We start from the raw sequence: 14,796 nt of genomic DNA on the forward strand, positions 1-14,796 counted from the left end.
GTTAGGCCGGCTCGTAGGTGAAGTAGTCGAAGTCCGCGTGGCAGCCGTCGCCGCTGATGTCCTCGCAGTGCAGCCCCACAAACGCGCCGGTGAAGAAGCCGCGCCCGCCGATGTAGTCGTCCGACAGCTTCCACGCCTCATAGGTTACCGGCACGGCGTGCCACGTCTCGCCGTCGAACGAGTAGCTGTAGCGGTAGACCAGCCTATCCACATCCACCCGGAGCCAGACGCTCTCCGCACTCTCCGGCACCGGAATCGGCTGTTCGTGCAGCGGCCACGACGGCACGTTGTGGTCGAGCTGGATAACCTTAATCGTTCTGCCCTGCCCCTCCTCGTAGTCCACAAAGCAGTAGCTCCAGTTTTTGCTGTTGTAGTAGCAGGTCAGCCCCGCGCTCTGCTGGAAGTGGACCGGTGAGAACTGCATCCGCGTTTCTGAGCGGAAGGCGAAGTGCTGCCAGCGGCGCGCCACGGTCGACTGGGTAAAGGTCGAGTTGAGCGAGTCGTTGCCGTAGAGCCGTAAGAAGCCCGGGCGCGCGGTGAGCGAGCCGAGTGTGTCGTCGAACGGAATGCGCAGGGTCTGCAACTCCGGGTCGAGCGTGTTGCCGTCGAAATCCTCCCGCCAGGTCGTCTGAACGGTAGCGGGCTGCTCGGCCACCTGCGGGCCTTTCACGGTCAGCTGCGCGTGCTTGCCGCCTTCCACGTACGGCCAGCCGTCGCGCCAATCAATGCGGGCGATGCCGGTCTCGCGCCCCAGCGGGCAGTAGCCGCGCCCGCCGGAGGCCAGCAGCGGCACGCCGGGCAGGCGCAGCGGGCGGCTGGTGAGGTAGGCCATGTACCATTCCCCGGTGTGGGTCTGCAGCAGCGAGCCGTGTCCGCTCTTCTGCAGCGGGTTCTCCGGCAGGTGCCAGCTGGTCATCATCGTCACCTCCGGGTGCAGCTCGTACGGCCCGTCGATATTTTTGGAACGCAGCACCACAACCGCGTGCTCGTAGCTGGTGCCGCCTTCGGCGACCATCAGGTAATACCATCCCGTGTGGCGATAGAGGTGCGCGCCCTCGGTGTAGCAGAGCGGCGTGCCGGTAAACAGCGTTTTACGCTCGGGCGAGAGCGTGCCGGTCTGCGGGTCAAACTCCTGCATCACAATGGTGTTGTGCGGGTTGCTGTGGTGGCGCGGCCCCCACGGGCGGTAGATATAGTATTTGCGGCCATCGTCGTCGTGGAACAGGGACGGATCGAACCCGCCGTTGCCCATCGGGATTGGCTCGCTCCACGGCCCCTCGATGGAGGGCGCGGTGACGAGGTAGTTGCGGCCGTTTTTCCACGGCGAGTCGACAATCTTCACGTCGGTGTAGAGCAGCCAGAATTTACCGTCGGCGTAGCTCAGGCACGGCGCCCAGATGCCGCCGGAGTCCGGGTTGCCCTTCATGTCCAGCATCGACACGCGGTCCAGCGGGGTGCTGACCAGCGACCAGTTTTTCAGGTCGCGGGAGTGGTAGATGCGCACGCCCGGGAACCACTCGAAGGTCGAAGTGGCGATGTAGTAGTCCTCGCCCTGGCGGCACAGGGACGGGTCCGGGTTGAAGCCGGTGAGTATCGGGTTAGTGATTTGCATAGTGCCTCCGGTTAATGGGATGCGGCTGTCGCAGCGTCGGGAATGGCCTCGCCCTGCGCCGCGCGGTGCTTGATCAGCTGCTGGCTGATGGCCTCCACGCGAGCGTCGGTGAGCTTGTAGAACGACAGCATGATGAACATGCCCGCGTAGAGCACCACCGGCACCACGCAGAACAGAATTTTGATGGTGGTCAGCACCTCGACCGGCTGCACGCTACTGCTGGCGGAGTAGTTCACCCAGGCCAGGATCCAGCCCACCACCGCCCCGCCAATCGCCAGGCCAATCTTCAGGCTGAACAGGTAGGTGGAGAACACCAGCCCGTCGAGGCGGCGACCGCTGCGGCTCTCCTCGTAATCCACCACGTCAGAGGCCATCAGCCACTGCAGCGGCGTGGTGGTGTTAAAGACGAACAGGAACAGGATGTTGAGGGCGAAAATCAGCGCGATGTGCTCCGCCGGGGTGACGAAAATCAGCAGGCTAATCAGCGAGTAAGCGACGATGATCCACTTGAAGGCGGTAACGCGGTCGAAGCGGCCCAGCAGGCGGGAGGAGCAGAGCGAGCCGAACATGGTGGCGAGGCTGCCGTAGAGTAAGAACTGGGTCGCCATCTCTGGGTGATCCATCACGTATTTCACGAAGTAGAGCGTCGCCCCGCCGCGCACCACGTTGGAACAGGTTGCCATCATCTTGAACGCGCACATGATGCGCCACTGGGTGTTGCCCAGCAGCAGCTTAAGATCTTTCGCCACCGACGAGCCCGGCTGCACCTCAAAGGTGTAGCGCTCTTTGGTGGTGAAGAAGCAGACGTAGAGCAGCACCACGCCGCTCAGCCCCAGCACGCACATGGCGCCGAAGTAGCCCACCTGCTCATTCCCTTTGCCAATGATGCTGACCAGCGGCAGCGCGATGCCGCTGATGGCGAGCGAGCCCGCCGCGGCCAGGAAGAAGCGCCAGGACTGCAGGGCGTGACGCTCTTTCGGGTCGGCGGTAATGACGCCCGGCATGGCGCAGTACGGCACGTTAACGAAGGTGTAAACCAGGGTCAGGAGAATGTAGGTCACGCAGGCGTAGATGATTTTGCCCTGCGCGGAGAAGTCCGGCGTGTAGAAGGTCAGCACGCAGACGATGCCGAACGGGATGGCACCCCACAGCAGGAACGGGCGGAACTGGCCGTGCCGCGTGCGGGTGCGGTCTACCAGCAGCCCCATCAGCGGATCGGTCACGGCGTCGAGCACGCGGGAGACCAAAAACAGCGTGCCCATAATCCCCGCCGACAGGCCGAAGACGTCGGTGTAGAAGTAGGCCAGCAGGAACATCGTGGCCTGCCAGACGAAGCCGCAGGCGGTGTCACCCAGCCCGTAGCCAATTTTGTCTTTCATGGTTAATTGCGTCATCAGAATTACACCCTTATGTAGTGTGCTGAATTACAACATCGTGTTAATGGAGTGTAATGAGCTGTTCAATTAACCAGCAATGGTCATATCTTATTTCCGAATTACGTTATTTTGCTTTTGTGACGCCAACGATATATCGCAACTTATTGTTTAAATTAAAAAATCACAGATACGAGAAAGCCGTCCGCAGAATATTTTCCGCAGACGGATTTATCTCAGAAAATAATTAAATGCCGAGCGCTTTTTTACCGGCGTTAATTACCTCAATGATTTTATCGGTGTCATAAATACAGCCTTTCCAGGTGCCGCCGCTCACCGACTGTAATGCCGCCCACAGCCGGGTATCGTCCGGCAAAAAGTCGTGAGCGTGCAGGTCCGGATGCGTCTGCCGCCGCGCCAGCTCGCGCGTCCCCTCTTCCGGCGTCAGCGGGTTGTCCGCGGTACCGATGAAGTTCACGCTACCGGTAAGAGTCAGGCGGTCGACCGCAATCTCAATGATGTCGTTATCGCGCAGCTTGCCAATCGGCCCGCCCGCCAGCGCCTCCGGCGATACGTGGCCGAAGCAGGCCCCCGTCGACACGCCCGAGAAGCGCGCATCGGTGATGAGCGACACCGTCTTGCCCCACGAGATATGCTTCAGCGCGGAGGTAAGCTGGTAGGTCTCTTCCATGCCGGTGCCGGACGGGCCACCGCCGATCACCACCATGATATCGCCCTGCTTAATCTCTTCCCGCTTGATGGCCCTGATCGCCTGCGCCTCCGAGACAAACACCCGCACCCGGCCGGTGTGGCGGTAAACGCCATCTTCACCCACCACCGACGGGTCGATCGCCGTGGCCTTGATCACCGAACCTTCCGGCGCGATGTTGCCCGTCGGGAAGCAGACCGTCGAGGTCAGCCCTTTCGCGTTGGCCTTCTCCGGCGGCAGGATCACGTCATCCGGATCCACGCCATCCTGCTCGCGCAGGCACTGGCGGAAGCGCGCCCGGCGCTCGGACGCCTGCCACCAGTCGAGGTTCTCGCCCACCGTCTGGCCGGTCACGGTCATGGCGTCCAGATGCAGCAGGCCGAGGTCGCGCAGGTGGAGCATCACCTCCGGCACGCCGCCCGCGAGGAACGCGCGCACGGTCGGGTGGTAGTCCGGGCCGTTGGGCAGCACGCTGACCAGGCGCGGCACCCTGCGGTTGACGCGCGTCCAGTGTTCAACATCCGGGATCGTGCAACCCGCCGCGTGGGCGATGGCCGGAATGTGCAGCAGTAAGTTGGTGGAGCCGCCGAACGCCGCGTGGATCACCATGGCGTTTTCGATGGCTTTGTCGGTGAGGATATCCCGCGTGGTGATGCCGCAGTTATCCAGTTCGCTCACCGCGCGCGCCGACTGGCGGGCGATCTCCAGCCACACCGCCTGCCCGGACGGCGCCAGCGCGGAGTGCGGCAGCGCCAGACCCAGCGCCTCCGCCACCACCTGCGAGGTGCCCGCCGTGCCGAGGAACTGACACCCGCCGCCCGGCGAGGCGCAGGCGCGACAGCCCAGCTCAGCGGCCTCCTGCAGGGAGAGCTCATGGTTGGCGAAGCGCGCGCCGATGGTCTGCACCTTGCCCGCATCCTCCCCCACGGTTGGCGGCAGCGTCGCCCCGCCCGGCACCAGAATGGTTGGCAGATCGTGCATGGAAGCCAGCGCAATCATGGTGGCGGGCAGCCCTTTATCGCAGGTTGCCACGCCGATCACCGCCCGGCGCGTCGGCAGAGAGCGGATCAGGCGGCGAAACACAATTGCCGCGTCGTTGCGGTACGGCAGGGAATCGAACATGCCGTGCGTGCCCTGGGAGCGCCCGTCGCACGGATCGCTGACGAAGGCCGCAAACGGGATCCCGCCATTGCGGGTGATCTCCTTCGCCGCCGCCTGCATCTGCATGCCGATTTCCCAGTGCCCGGTGTGGTAGCCCAGCGCAACCGGGCGTCCGTCTCCGGCGCGGATGCCGCCCTGGGTGCCAATAATCAGCACCTCTTTGCCGGTGAGTTTGTTGGCGTCCCAGCCCATCCCGGCGTTCTGCGTCATACCGAACAGGTTGCCGCTGGGGGATTCCATCAGCATCTGCGGGGTCAGCGGCAGCGCGCCCTGCGGCCCTGCCGCATGGGTGATCACCGCATAAAACGCATCGTCCTGTGGGGTGAAAATTTTCTCAATGGTCATCGTTATCGTCCGGCTCAGCAGAGTTTGAGCTGTTGTAACAGGGTTTTCAGCTGCGCCTTACGCGGCTCGTCCAGCGGCGTGGCGGGCGGCAGCACGTGCGTGGAGACTGGACGACCACAAAGCACGATCGCCTCTTTAATGACGTTCACAAACGGCGTATCCAGCTGATACATCTGCGGTATTTGCAGCAGGGTTTGATGATACTCAGCCGCTTTCGCCACGTCCCCGTCGCGCCAGGCTTTCAGAAGATTTACCGACACCTGCGGGGCAAAGTTGCCGCTGGCAGAGATCGCCCCGTCGCCGCCGAGCAGCAGGGTATTAAACAGATGATCGTCGTAGCCGCACAGCACGGTGAAGTGCGGATGGGCGCCTTTGACGGTGTGGATCATGCTGCGCAGGTGGGCAACAGAGTCGATGGTGTCTTTGATGCCGATAATGTTGCTGCGCGAGTCGGCGAGGGTCTTCACCAGCGCCGGGGTCAGATCCTGCCCGGTCAGCGCCGGGAAGTTATAGAGCATCACCGGCAGCGTGACGCTGTCCGCCACCTGCTCGAAATAGCGGATCAGGTTCGCTTCCGACACTTTCCAGTAGTAGGGGTTGATCACCACGATGCCGTCCGCGCCCGCCTGCTGCGCGTGCTGGCTCAGTTCAATGGTTTCCCGGGCGTTGGTGCCGCCGGTGCCGATCAGCACCGGCACACGACGATCGACATGATCGATAGCAAAGCGGGCAATGGTTTTACGCTCTTCGGCGCTGAGCTGGGAGAACTCGCCGCCGCTGCCCAGGAAGAACAGGCCGTCAACGCCCGCAGCGATCAGATCGTCGATCAGCGCGGCGGTGCCCGGCTTATCAAGCTGGCCATCGGCGGTAAAAATGGTGGAGACAGGGGGAATGATTCCCGTGAACAACGCGGACTGCGGCATGAGATCTCCTTGCTGAATCATTTTGTTCTATATTATAGAACAGCGTTCATTAATTTAACGATCATACTATGACGTAGAAAAAGCGCAGGTAAATGGGAAGGGACGAAGGAGTGTGGGAAATTTAAGCTGGATCACATATTGCCCCTCACCCCGGCCCTCTCCCCAAAGGGGCGAGGGGGAAAAGATGGCCCGGTGCAGTCCCCTCTCCTCTTTGGGGAGAGGGTTAGGGTGAGGGGTAAGGGTTACTCCACCAACATTTTAACCACCACTTTCCTGACTTTAGCAGGCGCCCCCACCGCACACAGCGGCTTATGCACTTCGCCTGGGTAAAACACCACAAAATCCCCTTCGCTCAGCACAACAGTTTTCTCCTGCTCGCCTTCCGGCAGAAACGCGATGTCTTTGTCCGCCAGCCAGTCGGTGTCCGGCGTGCCGTGCGGCAGGGTGCTGAAGGTCATCCCCTCCTGGCCCTTCATAATAATCTGGATATCCAGATAACGCGCGTGGTACTCCGCGCGGCGCGCGGCGAACGGCTGGGTCGTGTCCTCTGAGACCAGGTAAAACAGGCTGTTGCCGTTGATGTCGTGCTTACCGGGCGGCGTGGCGTCGGTGACGTGGGTTTTAACGTGCTCGATGGCCTGACGCAGTTCGCCAGGCAGCCAGGACTGCAGATGGTGGATGTTGCCGATAATCATGTTTAAACCCTCAATATAAAACATTGTTTCATTTTTATCTTTTATACGAGAATCCCGGCTGCCATACCAGCCCTTTTTCGGTGAGTTTTGCGCAAGCGCATGTTTATCGCTAACGCTGTTAATTCTCTGTTAAACCTGCACAGGCATTTATGCAGCGGTTATGCATAACATTGGTATGCGCTTATCGCACTGCTCGACTAACCCACTGATCATTCAGCTTAATTAACAAAACCCGTTGCCATCTCACATTTTACCGCTCTGATTATTTGCTCAAAAAACCAATAATTATTTATGGATTTTTCTTAAGTCAAAAATAGTTAATTAAGTTAATTGCATAGTCATTCCTGCTCGCTGAATAAATCATTAAAAATCAGTCATATAACAAAATATGTCAAAAGATTAAAATCTACAAATTAATAACAACCTCAAATAATGCCACCGGATCCTGCTTAGCTATTCAGCCTGCAATAATATGAAATTAATCATTATCTGATGCGAATCATGCAAATGAAAACAAACCCCTTAATATCCGACTTCACGTGAGCAACATCACAATACGGATTATTTAACCGCCTAGTATAAATCACGAAATCAATTGAGCTTAGCCGCCATGTAATTAAACACAACACATGGCGCATGCCCTTTTTATTCTGAAAAAACAGTTAAAGGAATAATTATGGAAAAGCATTACGTCGGTTCTGAAATTGGTCAACTGCGTAGCGTTATGCTGCACCGCCCAAATTTAAGTCTGAAACGGTTAACCCCCTCAAACTGTCAGGAGCTGTTATTTGATGACGTGCTCTCGGTTGAACGGGCGGGTGAAGAGCATGACATCTTCGCAAACACGCTGCGCGAGCAGGGTGTGGAAGTCCTGCTGTTGACCGACCTCCTTACGCAAACGCTTGATATTGCTGAAGCAAAAGCCTGGCTTCTTGAAACACAAATCTCCGACTATCGCCTGGGGCCGACCTTTGCCGCCGACGTGCGCGGCTGGCTGGCGGATATGCCGCACCGCGAACTGGCGCGCAGATTAAGCGGCGGATTAACCTACGGTGAAATTCCGGCGGCCATTAAAAATATGGTGGTCGATACCCACACGGCGAATGATTTTATTATGAAGCCGCTGCCGAACCACTTATTTACCCGCGATACCTCCTGCTGGATTTATAACGGCGTCTCCATTAATCCGATGGCGAAACCTGCTCGCCAGCGTGAAACCAATAACCTGCGGGGAATATATCGCTGGCATCCGGCGTTTGCCGACGGCGATTTTATTAAGTATTTCGGCGACGAGAATATTAATTACGACCACGCCACCTTAGAAGGCGGCGACGTATTAGTGATTGGCCGCGGGGCGGTACTGATCGGCATGTCCGAACGCACGACGCCGCAGGGCGTGGAGTTCCTCGCCAACAGCCTGTTTAAACATCGCCAGGCCGAGCGCGTGATTGCCGTTGAGCTGCCGAAACACCGCTCCTGCATGCACCTCGACACCGTCATGACCCACATCGACGTGGACACCTTCTCCGTTTACCCGGAAGTGGTACGCAAAGACGCCCAGTGCTGGACGCTCACCCCGGACGGACGCGGCGGCCTGCTGCGTACCCAGGAAACCGACCTGCTGCACGCCATCGAGAAAGCGCTCGGCATTAACCAGGTGCGCCTGATCACCACCGGCGGCGACGCCTTTGAAGCCGAGCGCGAGCAGTGGAACGACGCCAACAACGTGCTGACCATCCGCCCGGGCGTGGTGATCGGCTACGAGCGCAACGTCTGGACCAACGAGAAGTACGACAAGGCGGGCATCACCGTGCTGCCTATCCCCGGAGATGAACTTGGACGCGGACGCGGCGGCGCGCGCTGCATGAGCTGCCCACTGGAACGCGACGGAATTTAAAGGAGCCATCATGGAACGAAAACCCACTCTGGTTGTGGCCCTTGGCGGCAACGCGCTGCTCAAGCGCGGCGAACCGTTAGAGGCAGACATCCAGCGCCAGAACATCGAGCAGGCCGCCCGCACCATCGCTGGTTTAACGGAGCAGTGGCGCGTGGTGCTGGTGCACGGCAACGGGCCGCAGGTCGGGCTGCTGGCATTACAGAACAGCGCCTACGACAAAGTCACCCCCTACCCGCTGGACGTTCTCGGTGCCGAAAGTCAGGGAATGATTGGCTACATGCTCCAGCAGGCGCTGAAAAACAATCTGCCTCAGCGCGAGGTGAGCGTTCTGCTCACGCAGGTGGAAGTGGACGCCGCCGACCCGGCCTTCAGTAACCCGACCAAGTACATCGGCCCGGTCTACAGCGAAGCTCAGGCGAAAGCGCTGGCCACGGAAAAAGGCTGGGAATTCAAGGCCGACGGGAGCTATTTCCGCCGCGTGGTGCCGTCGCCGCAGCCGAAGCGCATCGTCGAGAGCGACGCCATCACGGCGCTGATCCAGCGTGACCATCTGGTGATCTGCAACGGTGGCGGCGGCGTGCCGGTGGTGGAAAACGCCAACGGCTATCGCGGGATTGAGGCGGTGATCGACAAAGACCTCTCCGCCGCCCTGCTGGCGAGGCAGATCGAGGCCGATGCCCTGCTGATCCTGACCGACGCCGACGCGGTGTACCTCGACTGGGGCAAGCCGACCCAGCGCCCGCTGGCACAGGTGACGCCCGCGCTGCTCAGAGACATGCAGTTCGACGCCGGATCGATGGGGCCAAAAGTGGCCGCCTGCCGTGAGTTTGTTGAAGCCTGTAACGGTATTGCCGGGATCGGCGCGCTGGCCGACGGCGCGGAGATCCTGGCAGGCGAGAAAGGCACATTGATTCGTAACTGAACACACATTTAAAAAGGATTTCCCCATGACCATCAACCTGAAAAACCGCAACTTCCTCAAACTGCTGGACTACACCCCGGCGGAGATCCAGTACCTGATCGATCTCGCCATCGAGCTGAAGGCCGCTAAAAAAGCCGGACGCGAAAAACAAACCCTGGTCGGGAAAAACATCGCTCTGATATTTGAAAAAACCTCCACCCGCACCCGCTGCGCCTTTGAAGTGGGCGCGTTCGATCAGGGCGCGCAGGTGACCTACCTCGGCCCAAGCGGCTCGCAAATCGGCCATAAAGAGTCGATGAAGGACACCGCCCGCGTGCTGGGCCGCATGTATGACGGCATCGAGTACCGCGGCTACGGCCAGGCCATCGTCGAGGAGCTGGGCGAGTATGCGGGCGTGCCGGTGTGGAACGGTCTGACCGACGAGTTCCACCCGACGCAGATCCTCGCTGACCTGATGACCATGCTGGAGCACTCTCCAGGCAAAACCCTGCCGGAGCTGAGCTTTGCTTATCTCGGCGACGCGCGCAACAACATGGGTAACTCCCTGATGGTCGGCGCGGCCAAAATGGGGATGGATATCCGCCTTGTGGCGCCGAAATCCTTCTGGCCGGAAGCCGCGCTGGTTGAGCAGTGCCGCGCCATCGCCAAAGAGACGGGCGCGCGCATCACCCTCACCGACGACGTGGAAGAAGGCGTGCAGGGGACCGATTTCCTCTACACCGACGTGTGGGTCTCCATGGGCGAGCCAAAAGAAGCCTGGGCCGAGCGCGTTAGCCTGATGAAGCCGTATCAGATCAACGCGGACGTGATGAAGGCCACCGGCAACCCGAACGTCAAGTTCATGCACTGCCTGCCCGCGTTCCACAACGAGCACACCAAAGTGGGCCGCGAGATCGAGATGGCGTACGGCCTAAAGGGGCTGGAGGTGACGGAAGAGGTCTTTGAATCACCGAACTCCATCGTCTTCGACGAAGCAGAGAACCGCATGCACACCATTAAAGCGGTCATGGTGGCGACACTCGGCGACTAATCACCGCCCGGCGCGCCGCGGGGTGCGCCGGGTTCAGGAGAACATCATGGGCAAGTTCAAGTTTCCCTCCGCTTACACCATTCTCTTTTTTCTGATTGCCGTAGTAGCCGTGCTGACGTGGATTGTGCCGGCTGGCCAGTACCATATGGCAATGAACGAGGCGCTCGGCAAAGAGGTGCCGGTCGCTGGAACCTATGCGCCAGTGGCATCACATCCGCAGGGGCTGGTTGCGGTGCTGATGGCGCCGATTGCCGGGCTGTACGATCCGGAGTCCGGCCAGGCCGGGGCGATCGACGTGGCGCTGTTTATTCTGATCATCGGGGGATTTCTCGGGATCGTCACCAAAACCGGGGCGATTGACGCCGGGATCGAGCGCGTCACCACTAAGCTGCGCGGACGCGAGGAGTGGATGATCCCGATCCTGATGGCGCTGTTTGCCGCAGGCGGCACGATTTACGGCATGGCCGAGGAGTCGCTGCCGTTCTACACCCTGCTGGTGCCAGTGATGCTGGCGGCGCGGTTCGATCCGGTCGTCGCGGCTTCTACCGTGCTGCTCGGGGCGGGGATCGGCACCCTCGGCTCCACCATCAACCCGTTCGCGACGGTGATCGCCGCCAACGCCGCCGGGATCCCCTTCACCAACGGCATCATGCTGCGCATCGCGCTGCTGGTGATTGGCTGGGTCATCTGCGTGGCGTGGGTGATGCGCTATGCCCGCAAAGTGCGCAAGGATCCGTCGCTGTCGATCGTGGCGGATAAACAGGAAGAGAACCTCGCCCACTTCCTCGGCAACAAGGGCGAACAGTCGCTGGAATTTACCCCGGTGCGCAAACTAATCCTGGTGATCTTCGCCCTCGCCTTCGCGGTGATGATCTACGGCGTGGCGGTGCTGGGCTGGTGGATGGCGGAGATCTCGGCGGTGTTCCTCGCCAGCGCGATTATCGTCGGCCTGATCGCCCGCATGAGCGAAGAGGAGCTGACTTCAACCTTTATCAACGGCGCGCGAGATTTGCTGGGCGTCGCGCTGATTATCGGTATCGCGCGCGGTATCGTAGTGATTATGGATAAGGGCATGATTACCCACACCATTTTGCACAGCGCCGAGGGGATGGTTACCGGGTTGTCAACGGTGGCGTTCATCAACGTGATGTACTGGCTGGAGGTGGTGCTGTCGTTTCTTGTGCCTTCTTCGTCCGGCCTTGCCGTTCTGACGATGCCGATCATGGCACCCCTTGCCGATTTCGCTAACGTCAACCGCGACCTGGTGGTCACGGCTTACCAGTCGGCGTCCGGCATCGTTAACCTGGTCACTCCCACCTCAGCCGTCGTGATGGGCGGGCTGGCTATCGCCCGCGTGCCTTACGTGCGTTATCTGAAATGGGTCGCGCCGCTGCTGGGAATATTAACGGTGGTGATTATGGGGGCGTTAAGCCTGGGTGCTTTGTTGTGATTTGCCGGATGGCGCTGCGCTTATCCGGCCTACGGATCGGTGCGGTGCCACCGGTTATTTCGGGAACTGATATGGGAACTATGATGGATTACGAAGAGTACTCTCCCAAAGAGCAACTACAGCTAACGGTCTGCCAGCGTCTGATCGCGGAAAAGAGCTATCTCTCTCAGGAGGAGATCCGCCGCGATTTGCAGGAGCGTGGTTTTGAGACCATCAGCCAGTCCACCGTTTCACGTCTGCTCAAGTTGCTTGGTGTCATAAAAATTCGAAATGCCAAAGGGCTAAAGATTTATTCGTTGAATCCCCAGCTGCGCCCTGCCCCCGATGCCGCGCGCACCGTGTCCGAAATGGTGGTAAGCGTGGAGCATAATAGCGAATTTATCCTTATCCATACCGTTGCCGGATATGGCCGCGCGGTGGCGCGTATTCTGGATTATCACCAGTTACCGGAAATTTTAGGCGTGGTGGCCGGAAGCAGTATCGTCTGGGTCGCCCCCCGCGTGGTGAAGCGCACCGCACTGGTGCATAAGCAAATTAATTATTTACTCAGAACGCATTAATATTCATAAAGAACCGTTTGCATTGAGTAAAGCGTGCATTAAATCGCTTGATCCGCAAAGCGAGCTGCGTATAATGCCCGACAATTTGCCGGGAGGAAGCATGGTCAAGCGTGTACGACATAACGTCTTACCGCGTCTGAAATCAGACGCTGGCCTGCCGTTTTTCTTCCCGTTGCTAAACCTATTCCCAGAGCCCCTCATTTGAGGGGCTTTTTTTTGCCCGGCGTCAGGAGATAAACATGAATCCGCTTTATCAAAAACACATCATTTCCATAAACGACCTCAGCCGCGAAGAGCTGGAACTGGTTCTGGAAACCGCGGCAAAACTGAAGGCCAATCCGCAACCGGAGCTGCTGAAGCACAAGGTGATTGCGAGCTGCTTCTTTGAAGCCTCGACCCGCACGCGCCTCTCCTTTGAAACCTCCATGCACCGCCTGGGCGCGAGCGTGGTGGGCTTCTCGGACAGCAGCAACACGTCGCTGGGTAAAAAAGGCGAGACTCTGGCGGATACCATTTCAGTGATCAGCACCTACGTCGACGCGATTGTGATGCGTCATCCGCAGGAGGGCGCGGCGCGTCTGGCGACCGAATTTTCCGGCGGTATTCCGGTACTGAATGCCGGAGACGGTGCCAATCAGCACCCGACCCAGACCCTGCTGGATCTGTTCACCATTCAGGAAACTCAGGGCACGCTTGAGAACCTGAACATCGCCATGGTCGGCGACCTGAAATATGGCCGCACCGTCCACTCCCTGACCCAGGCGCTGGCGAAATTTAACGGCAACCGCTTCTTCTTCATCGCCCCGGACGCGCTGGCGATGCCGCAGTACATTCTCGATATGCTGGACGAAAAAGGCATCGCGTGGAGCCTGCACGCCAGCATCGAAGAGGTGATGGGCAACGTGGATATTCTCTACATGACCCGCGTGCAGAAAGAGCGTCTGGATCCGTCCGAGTACGCCAACGTGAAGGCGCAGTTTGTGCTGCGCGCCAGCGACCTCGAGGGCGCGCGCGACAATATGAAGGTGCTGCACCCGCTGCCGCGCATTGATGAGATCACCACCGACGTGGACAAAACGCCGCACGCCTGGTACTTCCAGCAGGCCGGAAACGGCATCTTCGCCCGCCAGGCGTTACTGGCACTGGTTCTGAATCACGAATTGGCACTGTAAGGGGAAACGACAATGACACACGATAACAAACTCCAGGTTGAAGCCATCAAACGTGGCACCGTGATTGACCACATCCCTGCGCAGGTCGGCTTTAAGCTGCTGACGCTGTTCAAACTGACCGAAACCGACCAGCGCATCACCATCGGCCTGAACCTGCCTTCCGGCGAGATGGGCCGCAAGGACCTGATTAAAATCGAGAACACCTTCCTGACCGACGAGCAGGTTAACCAGCTGTCGCTGTACGCGCCGGACGCCACCGTTAACCGCATCGACGATTACGACGTGGTGGGGAAATCTCGCCCGAGCCTGCCGGATCGCATCGAAAGCGTGCTGGTCTGCCCGAACAGCAACTGCATCAGTCACGCTGAGCCGGTTTCCTCCAGTTTTGCAGTGAAAAAGCGCGCCAATGACATCGCGCTCAAATGCAAATACTGCGAAAAAGAGTTTTCTCATTATGTGGTGCTGGCCAACTAATTGAGGTTGGTAAAGGATCCCGGCCTCCCTATAATGGCCGGGAACATTTAATCAGCTGTTATTCTGGAGAAATCATGACCAAAGTACTCGCGACGGAAAATGCACCAGCGGCTATCGGCCCATACGTTCAGGGCGTTGATCTGGGCAGCATGATCATCACCTCTGGCCAGATCCCGGTGAACCCAAAAACCGGTGAAGTGCCAGCCGACGTAGCGGCACAGGCGCGTCAGTCGCTGGAAAACGTGCAGGCTATCGTTGAATCTGCCGGTCTGAAAGTGGGCGATATCGTCAAAACCACCGTGTTCGTGAAAGATCTGAATGACTTCGCGACCGTTAACGCCACTTACGAAGCCTTCTTCACCGAGCACAACGCCTCCTTCCCGGCGCGCTCTTGTGTTGAAGTAGCCCGTCTGCCAAAAGACGTGAAAATTGAAATTGAAGCGATTGCCGTACGTCGCTAATTTATTTCAATA

At 59.1% G+C, this 14,796-nt stretch carries 14 protein-coding genes and 1 pseudogene; 9 read left to right on the forward strand and 6 right to left on the reverse strand.

What is annotated here, in order from left to right:
- Position 1 precedes the first annotated feature (1 nt).
- The 5 genes from ACWKXT_RS16125 to ACWKXT_RS16145 form a co-directional block, all read right to left on the reverse strand.
- Positions 2 to 1,612 (reverse strand): glycoside hydrolase family 43 protein, encoded by a 1,611-nt coding sequence (locus ACWKXT_RS16125; protein WP_454532897.1) that lies wholly within the window; start codon positions 1,610 to 1,612, stop codon positions 2 to 4.
- An 11-nt stretch (positions 1,613 to 1,623) separates the two neighbouring features.
- Positions 1,624 to 3,006, reverse strand: a complete 1,383-nt coding sequence (locus ACWKXT_RS16130) for an MFS transporter (RefSeq protein ID WP_454532898.1) — start codon at positions 3,004 to 3,006, stop codon at positions 1,624 to 1,626.
- Positions 3,007 to 3,232: 226 nt separating this feature from the next.
- On the reverse strand, positions 3,233 to 5,200 hold the full coding sequence (gene yagF / locus ACWKXT_RS16135; protein ID WP_454532899.1) for a xylonate dehydratase YagF: 1,968 nt from the start codon (positions 5,198 to 5,200) through the stop codon (positions 3,233 to 3,235).
- 14 nt (positions 5,201 to 5,214) lie between these two features.
- A complete protein-coding gene (gene yagE / locus ACWKXT_RS16140) occupies positions 5,215 to 6,123 on the reverse strand; it encodes a 2-keto-3-deoxygluconate aldolase (protein ID WP_454528685.1) in 909 nt (302 codons plus the stop codon).
- A gap of 242 nt (positions 6,124 to 6,365) precedes the next feature.
- Positions 6,366 to 6,818: a YhcH/YjgK/YiaL family protein gene (locus ACWKXT_RS16145; RefSeq protein ID WP_454532900.1), complete on the reverse strand. Its 453-nt coding sequence runs from the start codon at positions 6,816 to 6,818 to the stop codon at positions 6,366 to 6,368.
- Positions 6,819 to 7,494: 676 nt separating this feature from the next.
- Here ACWKXT_RS16145 and arcA point away from each other — a divergent pair.
- From arcA to ACWKXT_RS16170, 5 genes are all read left to right on the forward strand, one after another.
- Entirely contained in the window at positions 7,495 to 8,715 is a 1,221-nt protein-coding gene (arcA, locus tag ACWKXT_RS16150; RefSeq protein ID WP_454532901.1) for an arginine deiminase, read from the forward strand.
- 10 nt (positions 8,716 to 8,725) lie between these two features.
- Positions 8,726 to 9,637 (forward strand): carbamate kinase, encoded by a 912-nt coding sequence (arcC, locus tag ACWKXT_RS16155; RefSeq protein ID WP_454528683.1) that lies wholly within the window; start codon positions 8,726 to 8,728, stop codon positions 9,635 to 9,637.
- A gap of 25 nt (positions 9,638 to 9,662) precedes the next feature.
- On the forward strand, positions 9,663 to 10,667 hold the full coding sequence (gene argF, locus ACWKXT_RS16160; protein WP_454532902.1) for an ornithine carbamoyltransferase: 1,005 nt from the start codon (positions 9,663 to 9,665) through the stop codon (positions 10,665 to 10,667).
- Positions 10,668 to 10,713: 46 nt separating this feature from the next.
- Positions 10,714 to 12,117 carry a YfcC family protein gene (locus ACWKXT_RS16165; protein ID WP_454532903.1) on the forward strand — a complete coding sequence of 468 codons (1,404 nt, stop codon included), beginning with the start codon at positions 10,714 to 10,716 and terminating at the stop codon, positions 12,115 to 12,117.
- Positions 12,118 to 12,197: 80 nt separating this feature from the next.
- The gene (locus ACWKXT_RS16170) at positions 12,198 to 12,677 is read left to right on the forward strand and encodes an arginine repressor (RefSeq protein WP_003863366.1); all 480 of its coding nucleotides are present in this window, start codon (positions 12,198 to 12,200) and stop codon (positions 12,675 to 12,677) included.
- Positions 12,678 to 12,680: 3 nt separating this feature from the next.
- Here the strand turns inward: ACWKXT_RS16170 and ACWKXT_RS16175 are convergent.
- Positions 12,681 to 12,798, reverse strand: a pseudogene (locus ACWKXT_RS16175) (hypothetical protein).
- Here ACWKXT_RS16175 and ACWKXT_RS16180 point away from each other — a divergent pair.
- The 4 genes from ACWKXT_RS16180 to ridA all read left to right on the forward strand — a co-directional run bounded on the left by ACWKXT_RS16180 (position 12,778) and on the right by ridA (position 14,784).
- On the forward strand, positions 12,778 to 12,882 hold the full coding sequence (locus ACWKXT_RS16180) for a pyrBI operon leader peptide (RefSeq protein WP_022646880.1): 105 nt from the start codon (positions 12,778 to 12,780) through the stop codon (positions 12,880 to 12,882). The pseudogene ACWKXT_RS16175 and the gene ACWKXT_RS16180 sit on opposite strands and share 21 nt — an antisense overlap.
- 34 nt (positions 12,883 to 12,916) lie before the next feature.
- Positions 12,917 to 13,849 (forward strand): aspartate carbamoyltransferase, encoded by a 933-nt coding sequence (gene pyrB / locus ACWKXT_RS16185; RefSeq protein ID WP_454532904.1) that lies wholly within the window; start codon positions 12,917 to 12,919, stop codon positions 13,847 to 13,849.
- 12 nt (positions 13,850 to 13,861) lie between these two features.
- A complete protein-coding gene (pyrI, locus tag ACWKXT_RS16190) occupies positions 13,862 to 14,323 on the forward strand; it encodes an aspartate carbamoyltransferase regulatory subunit (protein WP_003863370.1) in 462 nt (153 codons plus the stop codon).
- A gap of 74 nt (positions 14,324 to 14,397) precedes the next feature.
- Positions 14,398 to 14,784 carry a 2-iminobutanoate/2-iminopropanoate deaminase gene (ridA, locus tag ACWKXT_RS16195; RefSeq protein ID WP_006810315.1) on the forward strand — a complete coding sequence of 129 codons (387 nt, stop codon included), beginning with the start codon at positions 14,398 to 14,400 and terminating at the stop codon, positions 14,782 to 14,784.
- The last annotated feature ends 12 nt before the right edge of the window (positions 14,785 to 14,796 follow it).

Source organism: Enterobacter sp. UPMP701 (assembly GCF_053709515.1).

Coding starts and splice junctions, on each gene's coding strand:
- ACWKXT_RS16180 (WP_022646880.1), top strand. CDS start 12,778: ATGGTCAAGCGTGTACGACATAACGTCTTACCGCGTCTGAAATCAGAC.
- ACWKXT_RS16130 (WP_454532898.1), bottom strand. CDS start 3,006: ATGACGCAATTAACCATGAAAGACAAAATTGGCTACGGGCTGGGTGAC.
- ACWKXT_RS16125 (WP_454532897.1), bottom strand. CDS start 1,612: ATGCAAATCACTAACCCGATACTCACCGGCTTCAACCCGGACCCGTCC.
- ACWKXT_RS16170 (WP_003863366.1), top strand. CDS start 12,198: ATGATGGATTACGAAGAGTACTCTCCCAAAGAGCAACTACAGCTAACG.
- argF (WP_454532902.1), top strand. CDS start 9,663: ATGACCATCAACCTGAAAAACCGCAACTTCCTCAAACTGCTGGACTAC.
- arcC (WP_454528683.1), top strand. CDS start 8,726: ATGGAACGAAAACCCACTCTGGTTGTGGCCCTTGGCGGCAACGCGCTG.
- arcA (WP_454532901.1), top strand. CDS start 7,495: ATGGAAAAGCATTACGTCGGTTCTGAAATTGGTCAACTGCGTAGCGTT.
- ACWKXT_RS16165 (WP_454532903.1), top strand. CDS start 10,714: ATGGGCAAGTTCAAGTTTCCCTCCGCTTACACCATTCTCTTTTTTCTG.
- yagE (WP_454528685.1), bottom strand. CDS start 6,123: ATGCCGCAGTCCGCGTTGTTCACGGGAATCATTCCCCCTGTCTCCACC.
- pyrI (WP_003863370.1), top strand. CDS start 13,862: ATGACACACGATAACAAACTCCAGGTTGAAGCCATCAAACGTGGCACC.
- yagF (WP_454532899.1), bottom strand. CDS start 5,200: ATGACCATTGAGAAAATTTTCACCCCACAGGACGATGCGTTTTATGCG.
- ACWKXT_RS16145 (WP_454532900.1), bottom strand. CDS start 6,818: ATGATTATCGGCAACATCCACCATCTGCAGTCCTGGCTGCCTGGCGAA.
- pyrB (WP_454532904.1), top strand. CDS start 12,917: ATGAATCCGCTTTATCAAAAACACATCATTTCCATAAACGACCTCAGC.
- ridA (WP_006810315.1), top strand. CDS start 14,398: ATGACCAAAGTACTCGCGACGGAAAATGCACCAGCGGCTATCGGCCCA.